19 protein-coding genes and 1 pseudogene are annotated in these 23,389 nt (G+C 30.2%); 5 read left to right on the forward strand and 15 right to left on the reverse strand.

Annotated elements, in window-relative coordinates:
- On the reverse strand, positions 1-777 hold a 777-nt coding region (locus UIB65_RS07495; protein WP_330040673.1), incomplete at its 3' end, for a DUF6119 family protein.
- Between the two features lie 1,051 nt (positions 778-1,828).
- Here UIB65_RS07495 and UIB65_RS07500 point away from each other — a divergent pair.
- Positions 1,829-2,722: an ROK family protein gene (locus UIB65_RS07500; RefSeq protein WP_330040675.1), complete on the forward strand. Its 894-nt coding sequence runs from the start codon at positions 1,829-1,831 to the stop codon at positions 2,720-2,722.
- Between the two features lie 198 nt (positions 2,723-2,920).
- On the opposite strand, the gene UIB65_RS07505 is transcribed toward UIB65_RS07500, so the two are convergent.
- From UIB65_RS07505 to UIB65_RS07530, 6 genes are all read right to left on the reverse strand, one after another.
- Positions 2,921-4,480, reverse strand: a complete 1,560-nt coding sequence (locus tag UIB65_RS07505; RefSeq protein ID WP_330040677.1) for a DUF2142 domain-containing protein — start codon at positions 4,478-4,480, stop codon at positions 2,921-2,923.
- A 261-nt stretch (positions 4,481-4,741) separates the two neighbouring features.
- Positions 4,742-6,658: a hypothetical protein gene (locus UIB65_RS07510; RefSeq protein WP_330040679.1), complete on the reverse strand. Its 1,917-nt coding sequence runs from the start codon at positions 6,656-6,658 to the stop codon at positions 4,742-4,744.
- Between the two features lie 403 nt (positions 6,659-7,061).
- Complete coding sequence (locus tag UIB65_RS07515) at positions 7,062-8,141, reverse strand: phosphonoacetaldehyde reductase (RefSeq protein ID WP_330040681.1); 1,080 nt, start codon at positions 8,139-8,141, stop codon at positions 7,062-7,064.
- 2 nt (positions 8,142-8,143) lie between these two features.
- On the reverse strand, positions 8,144-9,265 hold the full coding sequence (gene aepY / locus UIB65_RS07520; RefSeq protein ID WP_330040683.1) for a phosphonopyruvate decarboxylase: 1,122 nt from the start codon (positions 9,263-9,265) through the stop codon (positions 8,144-8,146).
- A 4-nt stretch (positions 9,266-9,269) separates the two neighbouring features.
- Complete coding sequence (gene aepX / locus UIB65_RS07525) at positions 9,270-10,565, reverse strand: phosphoenolpyruvate mutase (protein WP_330040685.1); 1,296 nt, start codon at positions 10,563-10,565, stop codon at positions 9,270-9,272.
- Positions 10,562-11,266, reverse strand: coding sequence for a sugar phosphate nucleotidyltransferase (locus UIB65_RS07530; RefSeq protein WP_330040687.1), 705 nt, complete (start codon positions 11,264-11,266; stop codon positions 10,562-10,564). Before UIB65_RS07530 ends, aepX begins: the two co-directional genes overlap by 4 nt.
- Before the next feature lie 367 nt (positions 11,267-11,633).
- On the opposite strand from UIB65_RS07530, the gene UIB65_RS07535 reads away from it, so the two are divergent.
- A complete protein-coding gene (locus tag UIB65_RS07535; RefSeq protein ID WP_330040688.1) occupies positions 11,634-11,804 on the forward strand; it encodes a hypothetical protein in 171 nt (56 codons plus the stop codon).
- 309 nt (positions 11,805-12,113) lie between these two features.
- Here UIB65_RS07535 and UIB65_RS07540 read toward each other — a convergent pair whose 3' ends face one another.
- The 5 genes from UIB65_RS07540 to UIB65_RS07560 form a co-directional block, all read right to left on the reverse strand.
- Entirely contained in the window at positions 12,114-12,305 is a 192-nt protein-coding gene (locus tag UIB65_RS07540) for a hypothetical protein (RefSeq protein WP_330040689.1), read from the reverse strand.
- 421 nt (positions 12,306-12,726) lie between these two features.
- On the reverse strand, positions 12,727-13,437 hold the full coding sequence (locus UIB65_RS07545; RefSeq protein WP_330040690.1) for a hypothetical protein: 711 nt from the start codon (positions 13,435-13,437) through the stop codon (positions 12,727-12,729).
- Between the two features lie 7 nt (positions 13,438-13,444).
- Positions 13,445-14,392 carry a hypothetical protein gene (locus UIB65_RS07550; RefSeq protein ID WP_330040692.1) on the reverse strand — a complete coding sequence of 316 codons (948 nt, stop codon included), beginning with the start codon at positions 14,390-14,392 and terminating at the stop codon, positions 13,445-13,447.
- 1 nt (position 14,393) lies between these two features.
- Complete coding sequence (locus UIB65_RS07555) at positions 14,394-14,606, reverse strand: hypothetical protein (RefSeq protein WP_330040694.1); 213 nt, start codon at positions 14,604-14,606, stop codon at positions 14,394-14,396.
- 518 nt (positions 14,607-15,124) lie between these two features.
- Positions 15,125-16,921: a toll/interleukin-1 receptor domain-containing protein gene (locus UIB65_RS07560; RefSeq protein ID WP_330040695.1), complete on the reverse strand. Its 1,797-nt coding sequence runs from the start codon at positions 16,919-16,921 to the stop codon at positions 15,125-15,127.
- Between the two features lie 259 nt (positions 16,922-17,180).
- Between UIB65_RS07560 and UIB65_RS07565 the strand changes: the two genes are divergently transcribed.
- Positions 17,181-18,284 carry an FRG domain-containing protein gene (locus tag UIB65_RS07565; protein ID WP_330040696.1) on the forward strand — a complete coding sequence of 368 codons (1,104 nt, stop codon included), beginning with the start codon at positions 17,181-17,183 and terminating at the stop codon, positions 18,282-18,284.
- A 206-nt stretch (positions 18,285-18,490) separates the two neighbouring features.
- Here the strand turns inward: UIB65_RS07565 and UIB65_RS07570 are convergent, their stop codons facing one another.
- Complete coding sequence (locus UIB65_RS07570) at positions 18,491-18,691, reverse strand: hypothetical protein (RefSeq protein ID WP_330040697.1); 201 nt, start codon at positions 18,689-18,691, stop codon at positions 18,491-18,493.
- A gap of 203 nt (positions 18,692-18,894) precedes the next feature.
- The gene (locus UIB65_RS07575; protein WP_330040698.1) at positions 18,895-19,125 is read right to left on the reverse strand and encodes a hypothetical protein; all 231 of its coding nucleotides are present in this window, start codon (positions 19,123-19,125) and stop codon (positions 18,895-18,897) included.
- A gap of 1,074 nt (positions 19,126-20,199) precedes the next feature.
- On the opposite strand from UIB65_RS07575, the gene UIB65_RS07580 reads away from it, so the two are divergent.
- Complete coding sequence (locus UIB65_RS07580; protein WP_330040699.1) at positions 20,200-20,460, forward strand: hypothetical protein; 261 nt, start codon at positions 20,200-20,202, stop codon at positions 20,458-20,460.
- An 822-nt stretch (positions 20,461-21,282) separates the two neighbouring features.
- Here UIB65_RS07580 and rfbA read toward each other — a convergent pair.
- On the reverse strand, positions 21,283-22,152 hold the full coding sequence (rfbA, locus tag UIB65_RS07585; RefSeq protein WP_330040700.1) for a glucose-1-phosphate thymidylyltransferase RfbA: 870 nt from the start codon (positions 22,150-22,152) through the stop codon (positions 21,283-21,285).
- A gap of 428 nt (positions 22,153-22,580) precedes the next feature.
- On the opposite strand from rfbA, the pseudogene UIB65_RS07590 reads away from it, so the two are divergent.
- Positions 22,581-23,367 (forward strand): annotated as a pseudogene (locus UIB65_RS07590) (transposase).
- Positions 23,368-23,389 lie beyond the last annotated feature (22 nt).

Genomic DNA, 23,389 nt, shown 5'->3' on the forward strand with positions numbered 1-23,389 from the left:
ATAGACCACATAATTATTAACATCAAGCAGAGTACTTTCTTCTTTCTTGTTAGACCAATTATTTATTTCTTTTTTTAATTTTTCATTTAGTTTTTTTAATTCTTTTTTGTCTTTAACCTCAGCCATGTGAGGAATATCCCAATAGACCTCACCATTTGCTATTACATCTTCAATATAAGATATGGTTTTTGCAATAGTTTCAAGGTTATCTTTTTCAAGTTTTAATTTTAAGGAATTTCCTGCTTGAATTTTCTCCCCCACATCAATAAATTCATCGTTTGGTTCCATATAAGCAGTTACCTTGTTTAACGCTTCACCCACATTAATATATGTATCATTATAATTTCTATACGAACTTATTTGTTTATTTAATTTTGATTGGGGAATTGTAGTTGCCATCAGATTTATTTTATCATATCTCACTCTTTTTGCAAAATTAAATGCCCAGTCTTTATTAGACACTGGCTCCAGATAATGATAAGCAGTTCCAAAAGATATGGCATAGTACATTTTATCTTTTTCAATCAATATCACAGCACGTGGATTTGATTGTATTCCTGATGGAGTAAAATCAAAATTTTTAGCAAAATTTTTCCAACTTACCTCATTTAAATCTGTATTGTGTTCATGATAAAATTCCATCAAATATGTTTCCTTATTTCTATTTTCACCAATTTCTACTTTTTTTGTGTTGTCCTTTTTTTCAAAACCCTTTTCTATTAGTTTTGATTTTAGTTCAGATAAATCATTTATTTTATATAAAGTAATTTCACTCATTAAATCATCTCCAAGAAATGTTATTAATTAGTTCTAACTTTAATATTAAAGACAGAAAATTTCTTAGTAAATCCTACAACTAACAGAAAAAATGGTTAAAGACTTAAACCTATGAAAAATGTCAAAAAAAAGATAATTATAAATATAAAAATTTTTATATTATAAATTAACTTATTGCGACAAATATGCGTGATATGTTGTTTAGTCTTGTATCATAGATCATTACATCGGGGTTGATTATTAGTAATGATCTATTGAAAGACTTTTTCCTGCTAATTTTTTGATAAATTCTTTCTTTACATAATTACCTATATAAACCATATTCTATTTAAAGCTTTTGAATCTGAATATTAGAAACTATTAGTATTTTATTTGAAAATAACAATAATTTTATCCTAATTTTAAGAAAATAAACGCATATTTTCAATAATAACATACAACAATGCTAAATTTTTTAAAATCCCAAAAAATCGATTTAAAATTCATCATCAAACTACCACGCATTGATTTTAAATAAATAAGGATTTAAATAAGAAAATTGAATATCAAAGCCTTAATATTAAATATTTATTTATTTAGATTATTTTATAATGATTTTCATTTTTTAAAAGAGTATTTTATGATACTCGAAGAAAATAAAAATAGCGTAGTATTCCTTTAGAAACATTCAATGTTTCTTTTTCACCACCCATTGAAATACTACCTTTTTGAAAAATAATCTCATGACAACATCCAAAAACCACAACATACCAAAGAAAACTAATACAATTTACTGCAAAATATAATCAATAATTCAACCAGTTTTTATTAAAATCATATAGATAATTTACCAATACATTAATTAAATCTAATCACAATTTCAGTTAAAAGTAAACAATAAATGACATACATAAGAATTTTATGACGTGACTTCCATATTATTTTGCCAAGCCCCACCAATTTTCGTTGATTCCACTAAGAAATGAATAATCTAAAAGTAAACTTTGATAGCTTTTATATCATCAAAAACAAATCATTATTCAACAATCCCCCGAAGGAGTGAATTTGATTTATGTGCCGTGAAAAATATTTGGCAATTGATGTCGGCGGAACCGCAATAAAATACACCATAACCGACAAAAATGCCAAAACAATTAAAATTAATGAAATCAAAACCATAAGAGAAGCTGAAAAGTTATTTGAATCATTTGATGAAATTATCCGCCCCCACTTAAATCAGATAGCTGGCATTGCACTGTCTTTTCCGGGCAAAATTAATGCTGAGCAGGGAATAGTTAACAAGATAGCAACATTTGACTGGATTTGCGACATGCCTTTAAAATCCATATTAGAAGAGAAATACAAAAAACCTGTGTGGATTGAAAATGACGGAAAATGCGCTGCATTGGCTGAACTTTGGAAAGGAAACCTGTCTGATGTGAAAAATGGAGTAGTCATTGGACTTGGAACTGAAATAGCCGGCGGGATAATTATCAATGGAGCGCTATATCGGGGAAGCAGTGAAACTGCAGGAGAGTTTTCAAGCATTCTTACAGATTTTAAAAACCCCGATAACGAAAAGAGGTTCGGAAAAATTGGAGGCCACAAAAATCTAACCGACACATATAAGGATAAAAAATGTGCCATCGACAGCCATGAACTCTTTGAAAAGTATAGGGAAGGTGATGAAACGGCCAAAGAAGTGGTTCGAGATTATGCCAAAACAATTGCGGCAGGAATTGTAACCATACAGTCAGTATTGGACGCAGAAAAGTTCTGCATCGGCGGAGGAATTTCCACGCAGGACATTTTAATAGCTGAGATAAAAGACAGAGTGCATGATTTCTATTCAATAAAATTCCATGAAGCCGTAAGTGAACCTGCAATTGAAAAATGCCATTTTGGAAATGCATCAGGATGTGTTGGTGCCCTATACAATTTCCTGACTAGGCAAAAGATTATTTAGGTAGAAATTAATGGATTTAACATTTCAAATTGCTTGGGATTTATCCAATAAGATAAAAAAAAGAATAGACATAGATTATACCTAAAATGCAGCTTCCATTGAATGAAAAAAAAGTATCTTTTTTGGTGGAAAAGCTTGTCAAACTTCTTTAAGTTCATTGAATTAAATTAAAAAAAAAATATTTTTGGAACTTCCAAATTAATAGAAAGTTCCAACTAATGCAATTAACATTAATGCTAAAAAGCTTATTGCCAAAAGGATTATCATTGAATCAATTTCCGTTTTATCCCCTTCCATATGATTAAAACTGAAAGTAAATGTGAATAGAGGGAATAAAGGTAAGAAATATCTTGGCTGTACGCCTAAAGGATTCAAAATACCTACAGGAGTCCATGTGAACAAAAAGATAATGTAAGTCCCAATGTATAATCCAATTATGATCAAAAATGTTCCAATCCTTGATTTTAGGTTAAATCTCTCGGTAGGATATAATAATGTAATAGCACCTAAAAACATCAGATATAAAGAATTGAATGTATTGAACTTTAAATCTCTGCAATTGAATATTAAATCATAATCCACCTTTTGGAAATAATAGAAAATTGCCGAAAGAGTTTGATCAAAATGAGACAATACAAATGAAAGTTGTCCGGAAGGGCTTATTCCATTTTTAATCCAATGGGATTGCCTATATGAATTATGGAACGCTATATCTGCATACCCCTTAGTCCACAGTATTCCCAACAAGAAAACCAATACAATTGATAAAATTCCCCAATAATAATATTTTTTATTTTCAAAGTTATCTCTTGGAACAAACAAGATTAATAAAGCGAAGATAAATAACGAAATTTTACATAATCCTAAAAGCAAGCATAAAAATGCAAATATGCCCACTTCTTTTTTGCCGATAGTACGTTTAGGCGATTTATACATATAAAAGAAATATGCCACCAATATAATAGCCAAACCATCAATGAATGCATCAATACTCAAAGACGAAGATTGATAAACTGCCAAAGGAATACATGCCATGGCAATTAATGGAACTTTTAAAATAGGAGTTTTTTTAACTGCATAAGCAACCATTCCAGCATATAAAATCAGATTGCACATCCTACCAAACCATAACAGCCATATTGCATTCATATTGAAAAGTTTTGCTACAAACATTCCAAAACCTTGAGCCAAATATCCATAGAAAGGATTTTGAGCAAAAGCACTTCCAAATGCAAAAGGAGTGTAATTTATAGGCAATGTATCCGTAGATGAAGTAAATATCGTACCATTTTCAACACCAATAGTATTCCATGATTGATCCCTTTCTACACGCACATGACCTACCAAATCATCATATGATTGGATAGTCATATACGAATTATTGACATATCCCGGAAACATCTGCCCTGTTGAGGTTATCTCCGCTCTAACAAAATGCTCATATTCATCGGGAGCACATGAAATCGGCATCAGAATGCAACATAAAAGACCAAACAATAAAATTATTACAAAAGCCGTTTTATATAAATCTTTTTCATCACTATTTTTAAAGTAAAATGTGATGGCAAAAATACCTATTACAATCACTAATCCAAAAATCAGTATTCCAAAGGGAAGAGAATTATATTTGGTGAAACCGAATTTAGTTAAAATGAAAACTAAAACAAAAACCAAATATAAAATACAATATTTTTTTGATTTAAGAAAAGCGTTTTTGAATTCCAATAATTCATTCGATAAATTAAAATTTTCCATCATTAAAAATCACCAACCAGTATCTGAATTTCACCATATCACTCTTCTAAGGTATGGAATCAGAACAACTATATGTTGAAATAATATACTGATTAAAAACTAAATATATACAAAAATACCTCATATATAAGTATATAAATAGATTAAAATATTTATAATTTACCCAGTATAGGTGTCTGGCATAACTGATTTTTTGTTGAAAGATTTGAAAAAAAGTTATGGAGTTATCCAATAAAATAAAAAAAGAATAGATGTGATTAACATCTATTTTACAGTAATTTTTACATTCACCGATTTTGCATTGTAATACTTGCTTCCAACATATTTGACGGTTGCAGTGTATTTTCCCTTTTTAGTCAATTTGGTTATTTTGAATGTTGCAACACCCTTGTCTGTGGTTTTAGCAGTAAATGTTTTCTTATTGACTTTAAGAGTAACTTTTGTATTTTTCATGACTTTGTTTAAGTTATTTTTCAAAGTAATTGAAAACTTTTTGGTTTTTAATGATTTTTTAAATGTTTTTGCTTTGGCTGTCAATTTAGGTGTTGCTTTTTTGACTGTGACTTTGACATTCAGTGACGATTCCACATAGTTTTGATTTCCGCAGAATGTGACTTTTGCAATATATGAATTTGGAATAAGATTGATTACAGATAACTCCACTTTGCCTTCAGAATTGCTTGGCAGTGTCTTTTTGCCGTTCAAATCAATAGTGATGTTGGTATTTGAAATCGGATTTCCATATTCATCAAACAAATTCACAGTCAGGCGTTTGTTCTGGTTGAAAACAGCTGATATCGCCTGTGATGTAATTTTGCTTTTTATTTTGTTAACTGTTATTGTCACATTGATGCTGTCAACATCATAGGATTGATTTTCAACACTCAGCACTGCAACATAGTCTCCGGCATCAAGAGTTACAGTCCATTGGGCTTCGCTTAGACAATAATATGTGCCTATCAAGGTTTTGTTTTTATATACCCTAATTGTCACGTTTGCATCATAAATGGCCAAACCTCTGACTGATGTAAGATTTATTGACATTGTGTCATTTGAACCATAAACTGACATGAAGTTATCACAGCTTAAAAAAGGTTTGTAGAGTGTATTGTAAGTATCATTTCCTTCCATATCTGCAACATTGTCTTTAAAAATACAGTTTTCTGCAGTTCCATTATAGCATCCCCCACCGTTTTTGGAAGCATGGTTTTTTGTAAAACTGCAATTATCCGCATCAGACCTGAAACTGGCTCCTCCATTATCTGCAGTATTGTTTGTGAAAGCGCAATTTGCAGCACAGGTGTCTGCGATTGCACCTCCTGATTTTGCGCTATTGCCTTTGAATGTGCAGTTGATTGAACTGCCTCTAAGTATTGCACCACCCAATTCAGCATAGTTTTCAACAAACTTGCAATTTACGGCACGGGCATTATACACTGCCCCTCCATTGATTGCACGATTGCCTATGAATGTGCAATTTATGGCTGCAACTTCATCTGAAGGGTCGTAATACTCCGAGTATAGTGAAACTGCACCACCAAACCACGCATAATTGTTTATGAATGTGCAGTTTGTAGCAATTCCATTAAATACTGCTCCCCCACCATCACCTGCAGTGTTGTTTATGAATGTGCAGTTAATTGCATTTCCATCACTTATTGCACCACCAAAGTAATCATTTGTATTGTTTACGAATGTGCAGTTTATTGCAGTTCCATAACACATTGCAGACGCTTTACAATTTATGAATGTGCAATTTATAGCTTTTATATCATAAATTGAAGCAGATTTACTGTTGATGAATTTAATGTCATACAATACCACCTTACAAAGTGATTTACGCAAAGTAGGGTTTTGATAGTTTCCATCTATCGTATGTCCATTTCCATATATGATTACATCATGCCCAATTATTAAATCCCTGTCTTTAAATTTCAAATCAATTTCAGAGTCAAACATATAGTCATCAGTTAAATAGACTTCACTATTGCTTTTGTTATTTACTGCTGAGTCCAAATCTGTAAATGTTTTAAAAGTATTGTTTTCATTTAAATAAATGTCATTATCTGTTTTTTCTAAAACTGCATCATCAACTGTGGAATTGTCGGATGCCCCTACAGCTGAAACAAACAGCAGACCTACGAAAAATATTACAAACATCATCATTTTCCTATTTGCCAAAATTTTTCCCCCAACATAGTTCATTAATTAATATATATTGCACTCAGTTTAATATTAATATTGACCCTTTGAGTTGGAAATATTGGGAAAAATGCTTTTGAAACAAGAATTTTAGGCCATCATCTAAAATCGGCCATCGGGACAGATGATTCCACACAATTTACCTTAAAAACCAAGCAATAATTTTGCTATTTTTAACTTTAATATAAAAATAATTTATCGACAATTCAATTTAGTAAAAAGTATATTATGAATTACAAATATTTCAAAAGTACATTCATGTTTTAATCTTTCTACTGACAATTGCCTGCAGCCTACACAATGCCAAAAGTTAGTTGATAAATATTACTGCAAATCCTAACCTAATCCAATTACCTTATAATCATGCAAATACCAATAAGATTCAATAAACACTATTTAAAATATCTTCGATTTCATCTTCACCAAATACTACAGGATTATTGTCCATCCTGCCACCGGTTGTTGCCAGTTTAACAATATCAGGAATGTCCTCTTTTTTAACACCAAATTTTGACAGCTTAAGGGAATCATTTGAAACATCACTAAACCATCTTTCAATATCTTCCAAATCATTGGCACCCCATACATCCAAAAACAAATCCTTTTCTTGAATAAATTCCCAGTTTCTTTTTAAAACTTCACACAAGGTAATTGCAGCAGCAAACCCATGGCTGATGCCAAACATCATGGTCAAAGGATATGAAATGGAATGGCATGCGGTTGTACGAGTATTTGAAAATGCAAGACCTGCAAAAAAGGATCCCATCAGCATTTCCTGACGGTATTCCAGATTATCCAAATCACCTAAAACCAACGGCAAATACTTTTTAATAATCCTAATTGAATCCCTTGCAAGAACTCTTGTGTATTTATTGGACGGACGGGACCAGTAGGACTCCATTGCATGAGCCAATGCATCCAGACCTGTTGCCAGGGTCAAATTTTCATTCATTGTAGATGTCAGTTCTGCAACCATCCAGGCCTCATTGGGATACAAGTAATCGGCATCGATGGAATATTTCTTATTATTGTCAAAGTCCCATATTGTTGCCCATTTGGTGCATTCAGAACCTGTTCCAGCAGTTGTTGGAACTGCAATGAACGGAATGGAATTAACGTTATCCAAATAATCCTTATTTTTAAGCAAATCCAAAACATTACTGTTCCTGTATTCATATAATGATGATATTGCCTTTGCAAGGTCAATTGAACTTCCACCACCAACTGCAATAATCAAATCAGGCCTTTCGATTTTATTTAAAATATCTTCCACCAGATGAAAATCGGGATTGGCAATGCTTTCATCCAAAACCTGAAAATTGCCAACATCAAAATCAAAAGTGCTTATCACCCTTTTAGATGCAATAAACAAAACGTTACCTTCAAAACATTTAAGTCTTTTTTTCATTTCATCCAAATTGTACTCGTGAAATTTTATCGGCACATTATAAACCCAATCCATACTTATTCCCCTTGCAGTTTTTTCATGAAATCATCCTTATTTTCAATCGGTGTTGTGGTCGGACGTCCAAGATCGGCCCTTGATGAAATATCAACATCAACATTTAAAAATACAGGACCTTTTGACTCTATGAATTTCGACAACACCTCTCTTAACTCTTCAAGATTTCCAGCATTGAATACTTTTTGATATCCACAGGATGTTACAAGTTCAGCGACGTCAATGTCTGCCATTATTGTTGGAAGACCGCCGACACTTTCATGGGCAGAATTGTTAAACATGACATGATAGAAGTTTTCGGGAGATTTGGAGCCAACTAAAGCCAATGCTCCCATATGCATCAGCACTGCACCATCACCGTCAAAGCAGAATATCCTTTTTGAAGGATTGGTGAGAGCGATTCCCAAAGCTATGCTTGATGAATGTCCCATAGACCCTACAGTCAAAAAGTCATTGCCGTGACCCTGGTTTTTAGCTTCCCTGTATTCAAACAGTTCCCTTGATGACTTTCCGGTTGTTGAAACAATCATGTCATCATCATTTAAATAATCGCTGACAGTTTGAATTGCCTTTTCTCTTGTCAAAGTGTTCTTGTTGGATTTTGGAATCTTGTACTTCTCAAAGGCACCCTTTGATACAACAACCGCTACGCTTTCACCATTTTCCAACTTATCCAAAAATTCATTTTGAAATTTATTTTTCAAATCATCGAATGTTGAATCCTTATCGATTACAACATAGGAGATGTCCAGAAGTTCAATCAAATCCAAAGTGATTTCACCCTGTTTTTTATGCTGCGGCTCATCATGAACACCAGGCTGGCCTCTCCAACCGATAACGTAAACAATTGGAATGGAATAAACCTTTTTATGAGTAAGTGAAGTTACAGGGTTAACGATATTTCCCAATCCGGAATTTTGAAGATAAACTACTGGAAAATTATTGGTTGAGAGATGATAGCCTGAAGCTATTGCAACGGCATTGCCCTCATTGGCCGCAATGATGTTACTTTCATTTTCCTCAACATAATCACAAAAAGAGCTCAATTGTGAATCCGGAACACCACAAAAAAAATCAATATCAATTTCCTTTAAATAATTTACAAAATCCTTAACGTCAATCATATAATCACTCATCCGGAATTAGGGTTAAAATCTCCTTGATTGACAGGCATTTGTCATCGGCTTCCTTGCACCTTTCATTTTCCAAAATCATATTTGCAGTTTCAACCATTGCAGGATAAGAGCTTCTGATTAAATGATTAGCATAGATTACAATATTAACACCTTTTTTTGCAAATTCATCCTCATAAACCTGATTGAATGAAGTCGGAACAACAACCAAAGGCACATCAGGTGCAAACTCCTTGAATTTATCGCAGAACTCAAATATTTCATCAGGTTCAGACTCTCTTGAGTGAATCATGATTCCATCAGCACCTGCCTTGATGTAGGCCCTTGCTCTTTTGATTGCATCATCCATCCCCCGCTTTAATATTAAACTTTCTATTCTTGCAATAATCATGAATTCCTCAGTCAGCAATGCTTTTTTACCAGCACTGATCTTTTCACAGAAGTTTTCTATTGAATCTTGAGTCTGTTTGACTTCAGTTCCAAAAAGTGAATTCTTCTTCAAACCCACCTTATCTTCAATGATGATTGCAGAAACGCCCATTCTTTCAATGGTTTTGATGTTGAAGACAAAATGTTCCAGAAGACCTCCGGAATCCCCATCCAAAATAATCGGTTTGGTTGACACTTCCATAATCTCATTTATTGTATTTATCCTTGAGGTCATGTCCACCAGTTCTATGTCCGGCTTGCCTTTGGCTGTGGAATCAGTCAGGCTTGAAACCCAAATTGCATCAAATGTATTGATTTGCTCATCCTTTTCAATCTTGGCATTCTCAACAACAAGTGCGGACAAACCGTTGTGGGCTTCGATTGTTCTGACAATCGGTTTAAGGGAAATTAATTTTTTAAGTTTGGATCTTCTGATGTCCGGAATGGAATCTGTCTTTTTGATTAAATCATTGATTTTATCAACGCTGACATCTTCAGTAAACGGAATTTCTATTAACTGACCGTCCCATTCCTTTAGAGTTTCAATTACATCACATCTGATTTTGCTTTGAACGCCCTCTTTCCAGTCATCACCATGGAAAACATAATCCGGCCTGTACTTTTTAAGATTATCAGTATAATCAAGAGTATTTTGGGGAACAACTTCAGATACGCCACTGATGTTTTCTATGATGAATTTTCTCTCTTCAAACTCAATAACAGGAAATCTCTTATATGTCGCCACCGCTTCGTCGGTAAGCACACCCACTATCAGTTTTCCATATTCAGACGCTTTTTTAATTAAATTTATATGACCGTGATGTAAAATATCAGCGCTTATTGCAATATAAACCGTTTTCATTTTAAAATCTCCTTAACTTTTGCTAAATCATCCTTATTGTCAACTTCCATACACAACAAGCCTTTCAAATCCAAAGGTTTGATAATTACTTTATCAGTAATTTCATTTAGGGCATTTTCTGCATAAACACTTGTTTTGTTGTTGTTGCAGAAGACATGAATGTTGTCTTTCCAGGCTTGCCAGTCTTTTGGTTTTAATTTGTAGAATGGCTGGCAGGAAACCGCATCATCTTCAAAGTAGTCAACCCCAATATATTTGATATGGTTGTTTTCAATTTTTGCTTTAAAATCATCTTTTGGAATTTCAAGAGTGGTGTCTACCACAACACAGGATTCATCAGAGTTTATAATCTTTTCAGCAGTTCTTAACTCGAAAACCAAATCCCCATGAAGCAGAATAACATCATCTTCAAAATCATCTATAAAATCCAAAGATTTGATGTAGTTAGTCTTATCATAAACAGGATTGTGAACAAAAGTGAAATTGATGTTGGGAAAGTTTTCTTCACAATAATTGATTAAAACTTCATTTAAATAGCCTGTTGTGATGATAAACTCTTCAATGTCAAAATTAGAAAGGATTGAAATAGCCCTTGAGAATATAGTTTCATTTTCATTTAATTTCACTAATGATTTTGGATTGTTTTGAGTCAGCTCACCCAATCTTGTTCCCATTCCAGAATTTAAAATAATTGCATTCATAATAACCCTTGAATTTTCAATTAATATTAATTCAATTTTTGTATTTAGAGTATAATAAAAGTATCCAATATTGTCCACTGCTAGAAACTTAAGATTTTTTTGAATTTTTTCTTATTTTCACTACTTTTCGAGTTATTTATCTTTAATTTAGTTAAAATATCATTAATATTTGAAAGAAGAAAACATTAACATAGGCAATGATTGGATATGTATGTTGAAAGATACTGGTGATAGATGTTGGAGGACTGCGATAAAATATATCATGACAGACAGGAGTGCGGAAATCAGCAAAGTCAATGAAATGAAAACAGATAGGACTGAGGAGGAACTCTTCAATTCATTGTAAGAAATAATTGCTCCCACTTAAATGAGATTAACAGCATTGCACTGTCTTTTCTGGGCAATCGATGTCTCAGAGGGAAATACACATACCATAAGAGCATTAGACTGGATTTGCGATTTGGGCATAAAATCAATTCTTGAAGAGAAATATTGCCAACCAGTATGGATTGAAAACAACGGCAAATCGGAGCACTGAAGGAATTCTGGAAGGGAAATCTGCCAGATGTGAAAAATGGCATGTTTATCGGCCTAAACACACATATAACCCTAGGAATAATACTTGAAGGAAAGCTCTATCGAAGATCATTTGGCACTTCAGCGAAATTTTCAAGTATGCTAGGTTGTATTAAAAATCCAGATAATAATGAGCGCTCCGGCATGATTGATTGGCATGAAAAACCTGGCAGTGAATTTCACGGACTGTTTCTTTGTGAGTGCATCGGTGAGCCGAACCTCACCGTCAACGCAGGGTTCAGTTTGTCTGATTTTATCAAAATGCATGATGTTAAATGGATATTTTACTGAAGTTCTGGCTTAAGGCGGACTTTCTGAATTCATACAGCTTTTCTTTTGAAATAATCATATCTGCAAATTCAGGTTTGACTAACATTAACCCATTCATTTCAAAACCCCAGCTATAAATCCGCAAAACAATCAAAATCAGGCAGGTCTGCATTGCCGTTGAGAAAATCTCCAAACGTTTGCCTCATTGGGATTATCATGCTCGAATAAATACACCTAAACAAAATATGCAGACTGCTTGGTGCATATTGATTTCAATAAAGAATTAGAAAATCAAAATTCATCAGTAAAATTTTTAATACTAATTAATGAGCGTACTTAGAATTAAAAATTAACATCAATCAATCAAAATTACACGATATTGATTTTCCACTTAAAAAAAAAAACAATCTACAAAACAACTTATAAATCTGCAAAAGAATTAATAAACTTGTTTGAAGAAAAATTCTATGACATTATCAAATCAAAATCATATGTGAAAATTGGCTTGAACTAAATAGTATAAACTTTTAGAGAAAAACTTTAAATAAACTCATATGAAATAATTAATGTTTCAACTTGGATTTTTCACCATTATAATAATAACATATTTTAATTTATACTCCAACAAAATTAATTATGCAAAACCATAATTTTTCAAAAACCCACGGCCAACTTTTATTAATAAATGTAAAAACTAAAAAAATAAACAATAAGATAAAGCTTCTTGTTAAAGTTGAAAGCCCACAACTAAGATCGTTTGCTTTTCTTCGTAAAGTTACCTGATTTATTTCAATAGAACGAATAAGCTCCCCAATTTGTTTATGACCATCAATATCTTTAATAATTATTTTTTCTGAAATCGATTCATTCTTTTCCAATTTACTTTGTTCTAATGAAATAGTATTTTTTTTAATGTTATAAGAATCTTTAAGCCACAAATCACTAAACAATGTCGCATTAATGACAGATAAAATTAATGAAATTGAAATAGTTAAATAAAATAGCCCAATGAATAAAATAATAAAAATCCAATTAAACTCATTTAACTCAAATAAAATCCTCATAGTTCCAACCAATAGAGTTCCAGTTAATGTTAAAATTAATAATACGGATTTGCCTTTATCTTCAAGAGTTTCTTTTCTTTTTAACTCTTTTTCATTTAATTTATTTAATTTGTAAAATAGATTAATATTAATTTCACAATCTTGCTCAAGTTCATATTTTTTACTTAATAACTCATCTGACTCTTTTTTAATTATACGATAATCCCGTATCCATTTTATAAATGGAAAACATTTAAAAAAATAATATTTTAAAAAATCCATAATACCCCTAAAGTAAATTATTTGATAAAAAATTAGCAATTTTCACATCGATATCCAATTTTAAACTGTACATTAACCAGTCCCATTCCCCAGTAGGATTTATTTCCATAAAATAATATTCTTCACCTTTTTTTACCATATCTATACATCCAAAGTTTAAATCAAGTTCATGCAATAACTTTAAACAATTATCTTCAACATCTTCAGGCAAATCAATTAATTCATATTGCAAATCCTCTTTTTTTGTCCTCCAATCAACATCAATCCCCGAATTATCATGTTTTATTGAAATTGGATAAACCTCATCCCCAATTATAGTCACACGAATATCTATTTTAGGAATAATAGCCTCCTGAATTATCATTGGAGCTAGAGAAAAATCATATTCTTTTAATTCATCAAAATCATAAATATTGGTATAGATAAATGTCTGTTTATCATCCATGTCAAAAATTGCAGGCTCTAAAGTTTTTACGGCTACTTTATCACAAAATTTTGAAGGTAAATTATTGCTAATAATTGTTTTTGGGACATTGAATCCAATTTGATTCGCGATTTTTAACTGATAAGGTTTATTTTCTGCTAAAAATGTTGATTGGGGATGATTAATCCATACTACATTATCAAACACCATTAAGCTTCTTAAAAATGAAGTCCATTGATCCCTACTAATTTTTTCTTCAGCTGACAAATTTTTTCTAATATGAGTTCTAAGATAAATTGGGGCACGATAATAAATAGACTTTAAAGTTTTTTCATTTAATTCAAACTCACACCAGCTTGTTTTTCCGCAAATTGTGTTATTCAACGGATTTAATGTCAGTTCATAGTCTGAAAATTGGCTCCTATTTAACCTAAGATATTTTGCATCTGATTTTTCTAATTGATAGACAACATGATCCGTTGAATAATCATGATGATTTGAAATAATCAATATGTTTGGTTTGAAAACCATCTTATTCTCCTTTTTGGTCTTCACCTGATTCAATGTCAAATTTTTTTGTTCCTCTAATTGGACAATTTGCATTATTAGATTTTACTAAAACTTCATTATTATCTCCCCACAACCAAAGCCCTCTTTTTTCATCATAAGTTGAGTTTTCAATTGCCTCAATCTCTTTTTTATCAAATAATATCAAGTTATCCATCAAAATATTTTTTTCATGCATGATACCACCAAATTAATAATATTTTTATTAGAATTGAATTAAATACCTTTTTATAAATGAAATGCACCCCAGGGTAATTTTTGATAATTTATTGAATTTCTAAAAATATTAGATTTAAAGATTAATAAACCTGTGCAATTGAATAAAGAAATTTATTTTCATTTAAATTAATATCAATTTTTCCAATTCTGCAAATTTCACCATCAATAATAATATCCTCATTGTTTTTTACCATAATATCAAAATTTTCAAATCGGAATAAAATTTCTTGAATTGTGATAATATTAAAACTTAATTCAGATTCAAATTTATGATATTGATTGTCTAATTCAGAAACCCTATTTTTAATTATTAAATTAACCAAAAAAAAAACACCTCTTAAAAATTTTTAACCATATTCACAAAGTTATTCATTCATAAATTAAATTGGCAATAATTCCAGATTATTTCTAATTGATAATAACAATATAATAATTATCCAATTCAAATAGGATGCCTTTAATAGCATTTTATGCAATTCAGTTATCACATTTAATTTTCTGGCAAATCTCATCCACAATTTCTTCAACAGAATACTCACCTGTTTTCCTATAAATTATATTGTGAAGTGACTTGTCAAATTTATCCAGTTCTTCCTTATTCAATCCATGATTAATAGGAATTAATTTACCATTTTCCATTAGGGGATATAGTGAATCATATTCTTTATTTGGCCAAAAACTAACAATATAATTTTGTGATAATACAACAATCCCATATTCACAATTATTTAAACCTTCATTTATATTTTTACGAACATTATCTCCAATACGTAATCGATTATCATACCATATGTTTAAACCTTTTTCTTTTAATTTTTCATAAAGCTGACTAACATATTTCTTATCTTTTGATGAATAGGATATGAAAACATCATATTTTTCAATAGTTCCACTGTTTATTCTAACAGACTCAACAACATTTGTATTCTGACTATCTAACTTTTTTAATACACCTGTTTTTTCAAATTTAAAACTATGTTCTATTAAAATATCGTTTATTAATCTCAAATTATCACTGACAAATTTTGATTCAGCAATGAATTTTGATAAAAATTTATCAATAAATGAGATTATGTCCATTTTAGGATTTTCAAATTTTAAACAACAAAAAATAGCATAAATAAAATCTTTTTTAAATGTATCAGACAATTGTTCCTCATTTAAATAATCAACAAGATTTTTTGTAAATGTTAATTTAAATTTATTATATATTTTAATATTTCCAATTTCTAATGGGTTTTCTGAAAATTCATCACCTACATGAGTGATTTTTGAAGGTTCATCATTTAAAAATAATGAAATAATTTTATTTAAGAAATTTTCATCCAAATCTATTAATTTATTACAAAAAAGCATTATCATATTCTGGTTAATTTTTTCAAGATAAAACTTCCCACCTTTTACTTCCGTTTCACAATCATATATTTTTGATAATGATGGATCTAAACTTTCATTAAGTTTAATATATTCCTTTTTATAATATAATAAATCATATTTTCTAGAAATAAAATCTCGTTTAAAATGGTTATAATCGACATATTTCATTCTTTGTCTCATAATATGATTAATTGGCAATGATTCAATTCCATTTTTAAATTTAATCTTGCCATCATCAATATCAATATAATCATTGTGTTTAATAGAATCAATATCTTCGTCACTAATTTCTAACACAATTGGAAACCCTTGAATTTCTGAATAAAACTTATTTTCACCCCCAAATGAATAAAAAAGGTTCTCTTGTGGAAGTCCCAACCATTCAATAAAAAATTTAGATTTATTTTTTTCATAATGCCGAACTTTAATAATTCCATCTTCTTTTTCAAAAAATACAATGCGCATTACATTGTCCTTATCCAACAAACGTTCAAAAACATCAAAATTTGTGTTTATAGATTGTTCACCCATTTTACTATGTGCTAAAATAAGAGCATCACTATTTCTTATTAATATAACATAATTATCTTTTTCTCTCATTTTCGTATTCATTTCTTTTGAAAAATCATTCAATAAAATTTCTATAAATTCATCATCATCAGTTTCCAACAATTTTTCAATGAATAATCGAGTGTTATCATTAATATTTAATTTTTTAAATTTTAATGGTTTAGATGTTTTAAATGATTCAAAAAGATTCAATAATAACTCTATCTTATCATTACTAAAATCATCATTAGATATGAATTCCTTACCCGTAACTAATTTATAACACATTTTAAAATTTTCATTTGTCCTCAACGATATCTCACTTTCAAACAGTTCCTCTTGTTCCATGTCCCTTTTACACTCCTTGATACTGACAAATATTTCTCTAAATAATATTTGCATTACATGTTTATTATTCTAGTCATAACATTCTGAATTAACATTAATTCAATCTGATATTAACTATCTTTTAAAATATATATAAATTAAATTAAATAATGCAATTCCTATCAAAAGAATATGCTTTTTAAAATAATTCTTAATTTATACTCCAAATGTAAATTCAAAATGATAAACTTAATATTAATATATATTCAAAGATGATAACATGCATAATGAATTACAAAAAGAAAAATATGACCGATTAGTTGCAATCCACAAAATAACAGAATTTACAGATTTAAAAGATATTATTAAAATTGATGAAGATTATGATTTGCGAGAAAATTATATATTCAGAGGAGTAAAACGATTAAGTTACAATTTAATACCATCTTCATTAAGAAAAGATTCGAAAACCCAACAACTGGAAATTAACAAATTTATTTTAAAATCTGAATTTAATTTTTTATCTAAACAAAATAGATTAGACACATTTTTTAATAAAGACTATGATGTTCCCACAGGACCGGTAGATAAAAATAATATGCCCAGCAAAATTACACCAAAATATCAAATTAATTCAAAAGAAGAACTGCAATTCAAACGAGAAATTTATGTTTTACTGAAATTTTTAGATTATGCTGACAAAATTGGATTAAAAATCCAAGCAGATACTTCCATTCGTCGATGGATACATAATCATTTAGCCTATGAAAATGAATTAAAAGATATTTGGCCAAAACCCGAATTTTTTGAAATTATATCCTTAGCACAACACCATGAATTACCAACAAGAGCATTAGATTGGACTTATGACTTTAAAGTTGCATTATATTTCGCAGTCTCGGCAATTCTTGATGGTAACGATGAAGATTGTGTTTTATGGGCATTCAATTACAAATTGTTTGAAGACAATTACAATAAACAAAAATATGAAAATGATAAACTAGCAATATACCGACCAGAGTATAGTACCAATCCTAATTTAAAAGCACAAAAAGGATTATTTACATTTTTAACATGCCAAAATTATGAGAAAATTGATGATGACACCCCATTTGATGAAGAACTTATAAATAGTTTCAGTAAAATAAAAAGTTTAGATGAAAATCAAACATATTATCAATTAAATGAGTTTCAAGAAATTACAATTGGAAATAACGAGAAAATATTCCATAAATTTATAATATCTCACAATTTAAAAAAAGAAATATTAAAAGAATTATATTTAGACGGATATGCTCATGAAAATTTATTCCCCAACTATGATGGCGTAGTACAATCCATTAGGAAAAGAGCACAATTAGATTACATTTTAAATTTTGAATAATAATTTACCCATAACTCACCAATAAATATAAGTTATCAACAAGTAATTTAAACAAAACAACAAATTAAAAACAGTTGGACTGACATGGACATATGACCGATGAAAGTTACCCCGTATTGAATCATTCCATCACTTGTGGAATCTTCAAGACCGAATCCAATGGATGACACACAATTGAAACAGATTGCAATGTTATTGGTTTTTCTTCAAACAGCATCTATATACTCATCCAGTTTTTGACAGTGAATCGGCAAGTTGGATTTCACCATCGACTCAAGGTTCCGTTTCACGAATCTGATTAATGGCATGAGAATGTATCTTCCAAGTGATGTTAGTATACACATCACCAATCTTTGACTTTTAAACCAGCCAATGGGTCTTGCAGATATTAGATTCCTATTAGCCATATCCAATTAAATCATAATTTTTATTCAAATTATCATTTAAAATTACTTTTAGAGGCAATTTTGAATTTTTCGTGTTTGTTGAACCATCACTCATCCGTTTTGTGCATGGATTGAGATTTTGCGAGGAAAACCCTAAAATAACTTCAAGATGCATAAAATTGCATCGATGATGGTTAAGCGATCTTTTGGCAGACCCTGAAACCTTAACAAATCTGTGATTTTTCTAACATTCCTAAAGACAAGCATTTTTTACCTTTGTATGGTTTGCTCCAGTTCATAAGCCCTGTTAAAAGAATTTTAGATTGATTTTTTATTTTACATGCAATGATTATAATGCCACCAATTCCAGAACCAACAACATCCTCATTGAAATTAAACCAAATTACAAAGACCTTAATGAAATTAAACCCAGTAACAAGGACATTGTTGAACACAATTACCAATCATATATGCCAAATATCAAAAAAATAACTGCTTACACTTATTTTCAAAAAATGCAGGGAACCACACAAAGACCTAAAAATAATGCAAGATAAAAAAAGCATGTAAGAATCGTTAAGCGCAAAACAAACACAGTTTCTTCCCAAAATACTATAAAACTTAATAGAGGATTTGTCAATAATTTAATTTTTTAATAATTTCCCCCATTTGTTATTTTTTATATTGATTTTGGTTTACTTTTAAATTTAAATTTTTTTATTGGTTTTTGGTTTGTTTGTTTATATTTGTTTTTGGGATTGAAAACCACAACAAAAAATGAGAATAAAATTAAAAAATATGGGATTACCAAAAGATAAAAATATATAAAATGGTAAAAGATGAAAGTAAATATAATCCGAATTATGTTGAAATATAAATTCTTTTAGACATACCATTAATTGCTGAAAATCATTAGAGATGATAAAATGGAACAACACATTATTTTAGAAAGGTCTTGCCTTCAAAAAGTACCCCATAGACATCATCCATTTTTGTGAGTGCATCAGTCAGCTGGTCCTCACCGTCAACTCCAGGTTCGGTTTCCTTGATCTTGTCAAAGATGTCCTGAGTAGAATATATCGGCCGACCATTGCAAGGTTTGAGGGTGCCTCGTCAATCTTTGGCTTTTCGATTAGGTAATTTATTTTGTAGAGGTTGGGTTCAATCTGACTGCCGTCAAGATGCCATATTTGTTGAACTTGTCTGTTGAAATCTCCTTTAGGGAAAGTGTTGGCTTTTCAAATCTGTTGTAAACATCGATTAATTGTTTTGTGCAGGGTGTTTTTGACTTTGTTATGGTGTCTCCTAGAAGAACTGCAAAAGGTTCATCGCCGATGTGCTTTCCGCCTGCAGGATTGCATCACCCAATCCACTCTGCTCTTTTTACCTGACGTAGCAGACATCGACTAGATTTTGTGATTTTTCTGACATCCTTTAAGACTCTGTCCTTGCCTGCTTTCTGCAGAGTTTGTTCTAACTCATAGGATTTATCAAAATGATCTTCGATAGATCTTTTATGTCTGCCAGTGATGATTAGGATATCGTCGATTCCCGATTTGACTGCCTCTTCAATTAAAGAGTATATTGAGAAAACATTCCCCTCAATCTATAAATCCCATTTATATTACTTGGAAAAACCGTACAAGAATAAATTGGACGATACCAACAATAAAACGGAAGGATACTTCAGAGCCACCATGCCCCAAGGTCAAAAAAGAAAATTCCAAACTCTTGAAGGCTTAATCAATCAAATCTATCATCGAAGCAATAGTTTGATAAAAAATCAATAGGAAAAACAAAAAAACACCAGGCCAAAAAGAGTTATACAATGATTAAAAAGATTTTATGAATATTTTGATGTTCTAAAATTTGTCAAAATTTATGCAAAATTTCAACACCAAAAATATTCAAACCATTACCATACTCTTACAAATAATAATTAAAAAGCAAAAACTCCATATAATTAATTATAATTCATCACCAATATTGTTATTCATATATAACTTGATTTTATGTTGATTAAATTAATTTATTATTTTTAAAACTTCAAATTTACTTAAAAAAATGTTTGAGCGATTTTCATAAAATTACAACATAACTGTTGACAGCCCCGAATCCCATATAATGAAAAAATATTTTAACAAAGTATATACAAAATAATTATTAATTAAAAATAGATGTCTATAATCAGTTTGAATTTTTAAAGATTCATACATCATTATTAAAATAAAAGGTTATTTTTCTTATCAATTTGATTCTTTTTTCCCTTTTATTTTATGTTGACATGAACTTATCCGACAGATACTTTAAAGGAAGATTCATATGAATAATAAAATAAATCAACTAATTGAACTAAAAAATAGATTGAATAAAATTTGAAAACATTAATGGCAATGTATTCTTCGATGATTATACATATGGTGATTTTAAAGTTTATTCGTGGGACAATAATACTAAATTAAATATCGGAAAGTTCTGTTCAATTGCGAATGGTGTGAAATTCCTTTTAGGTGGAGAACATCGGACAGATTTTATAACAACATATCCTTTTAATGCATTATTAGAACGTTTTAACTTGATGAATTTTTATTAAAATACGATAAATAGAAAAATTAATTAGATTTAGCTAATCTAATTAAATATTTTCCATAATCAGTTTTTTTAAGAGGTTCTGCCAGTTTTAAAAGTTTGTCTTTTGAAATATAACCCAAATTATATGCGATTTCCTCAAGACAAGCCACATATAAACTTTGCCTTTTTTGTATTGTTTCAATGAAGTTACTTGCTTCTAAAAGTCCATCATGAGTTCCTGTATCAAGCCAAGCCATACCTCTTCCAAGAAGTTCCACTTTAAGTTTGCCTCTTTTAAGATATTCATCATTAATTGAAGTGATTTCCTTTTCCCCTCTTGCAGAAGGTTTTACGTTTTTAGCAATGTTAATAACTTCATTGTCATAGAAATAAAGTCCCGGGATAATATAATTTGATTTTGGATGCTCTGGTTTTTCTTCAACAGACAAAACATTTCCAGCATCATCAAATTCCACAACTCCAAAAGCTTCGGGATTTTGAGTATAATATCCAAAAATAACTGCACCCTCTTTTAAAGATTTAGCTCTTTTTAAAATTTCAGAAAATCGATGGCCATGGAAAACATTATCTCCTAAAATTAATGCAACATTATCTTCGCCTATGAACTCTTCCCCTATGAGAAATGCTTCTGCAAGACCACCTGATTTGTATTGGACTTCATATTTAAATGTTATACCCAAATCAGATCCATCACCCAAAAGTTCCTTATATTGGGGCAAATCCCTCGGTGTTGAAATAATTAAAATTTCTTTGATTCCTGCAAGCATCAAAACTGAAATCGGATAATAAATCATAGGTTTATCATATAATGGCAAAAGTTGTTTTGATACTGCTTTTGTAATTGGATATAATCGAGTTCCTGAACCACCTGCCAATACTATTCCTTTCATTTATCTAACCTCATGTCTTTAAAATAGTTTATATATTAATACCATATAAATATAATCAAATTTAGGCTTTGTAGAAATCCTATTTGATTTTTGCAAAAATTTTTTAAAAATTTATTTTAATTTCAATTTTTACTTATAATCTATTAAAATTGTCTAATTATTGTGTATTAAGATTTACACTTGAAATTTCACATCTATTAGAAAAAATAAGCAATATATAATTATATATAGTAAAATGGAGAATAAATATTAATATGAAACGTAAAAATACCTATTCTCCAATTAGTTATTTGTTTTCAAAGCAATTAAATCTTTCGGATTTTGGTTTTGAAAAGCCTACACTCAAAAAAATCAAGGAAATTAACAAGGACATTAAACCAAATAAACTATTGAAATTCATTAAATATGTGTTTAAATACTCAAAAATCATGTTAAATAAGTATCCAAGCCAGTTTTCAAAGCATGATTTCACACAACCTGCATTATTCACACTTTTAGCAGTGAAAATATATACTCGAAGCACCTACAGACAAATAACAGATTTATTGGAGTTATCTGATACCATACAGAAATATTTACACTTAAAAAAGATTCCACACTACACAACACTCCAGAAATTCTTTCAAAGACTTCCAACATCAATATTGCAAGAATTAAATAAACAAATATTATTAAATCATAAAATAAATGGTAAAATAATTGCATTAGATGGAAGTAGATTCACTAACGACTACGCAGACAAATATTACGCAATAATCAGACGAAAAGAAAGAAAAAGCTACGTAAAAAACCATATTTCAATTGATGTAGACAGCAGATTAATACTTCATTATGCAGCCCAAAGAGGTCCAAGATTTGATACCCGCTTTGCATTAGCAGCAATAAGAAATATAAAGAAATATAAACCAAAATACATCCTAGCAGACAGAGCATACGATACAGAACCCATCAGAAAATGCATAAACGAAGAAACAAAAGCAGAAGATCAAATACCACTAAAAACCAGAGCAAAAACAGGACATTATCGGCTAAAAAGTAAAAAAACAATTCAACCAGGAAATCTATTCAAGAAGAAACAACGTTGAATCAATATTTAGTGTAATAAAAAGAATATTCAACGGAACAAACCGAAGCAGAAGCCTACAATTATCAAATAAAGAAACAAAACTCAAAAATACAATCTACAACATCTATCGATCAACTCAAATTCAATAAAAATGAGGATTTCTACAAAGCC

The sequence above is a fragment of the Methanobrevibacter sp. genome, assembly GCF_036307625.1.
GTDB lineage: Archaea > Methanobacteriota > Methanobacteria > Methanobacteriales > Methanobacteriaceae > Methanocatella.

Bases quoted from the DNA above. Each gene is read 5' to 3' on its own strand.
- aepX (WP_330040685.1), bottom strand. From the start codon at position 10,565: ATGAAAACGGTTTATATTGCAATAAGCGCTGATATTTTACATCACGGT.
- UIB65_RS07560 (WP_330040695.1), bottom strand. From the start codon at position 16,921: ATGGAACAAGAGGAACTGTTTGAAAGTGAGATATCGTTGAGGACAAAT.
- UIB65_RS07530 (WP_330040687.1), bottom strand. From the start codon at position 11,266: ATGAATGCAATTATTTTAAATTCTGGAATGGGAACAAGATTGGGTGAG.
- UIB65_RS07500 (WP_330040675.1), top strand. From the start codon at position 1,829: ATGTGCCGTGAAAAATATTTGGCAATTGATGTCGGCGGAACCGCAATA.
- UIB65_RS07580 (WP_330040699.1), top strand. From the start codon at position 20,200: ATGATTAGGATATCGTCGATTCCCGATTTGACTGCCTCTTCAATTAAA.
- aepY (WP_330040683.1), bottom strand. From the start codon at position 9,265: ATGATTGACGTTAAGGATTTTGTAAATTATTTAAAGGAAATTGATATT.
- UIB65_RS07565 (WP_330040696.1), top strand. From the start codon at position 17,181: ATGCATAATGAATTACAAAAAGAAAAATATGACCGATTAGTTGCAATC.
- rfbA (WP_330040700.1), bottom strand. From the start codon at position 22,152: ATGAAAGGAATAGTATTGGCAGGTGGTTCAGGAACTCGATTATATCCA.
- UIB65_RS07515 (WP_330040681.1), bottom strand. From the start codon at position 8,141: ATGGATTGGGTTTATAATGTGCCGATAAAATTTCACGAGTACAATTTG.
- UIB65_RS07545 (WP_330040690.1), bottom strand. From the start codon at position 13,437: ATGGATTTTTTAAAATATTATTTTTTTAAATGTTTTCCATTTATAAAA.
- UIB65_RS07550 (WP_330040692.1), bottom strand. From the start codon at position 14,392: ATGGTTTTCAAACCAAACATATTGATTATTTCAAATCATCATGATTAT.
- UIB65_RS07570 (WP_330040697.1), bottom strand. From the start codon at position 18,691: ATGGCTAATAGGAATCTAATATCTGCAAGACCCATTGGCTGGTTTAAA.
- UIB65_RS07555 (WP_330040694.1), bottom strand. From the start codon at position 14,606: ATGCATGAAAAAAATATTTTGATGGATAACTTGATATTATTTGATAAA.
- UIB65_RS07535 (WP_330040688.1), top strand. From the start codon at position 11,634: ATGAGATTAACAGCATTGCACTGTCTTTTCTGGGCAATCGATGTCTCA.
- UIB65_RS07505 (WP_330040677.1), bottom strand. From the start codon at position 4,480: ATGATGGAAAATTTTAATTTATCGAATGAATTATTGGAATTCAAAAAC.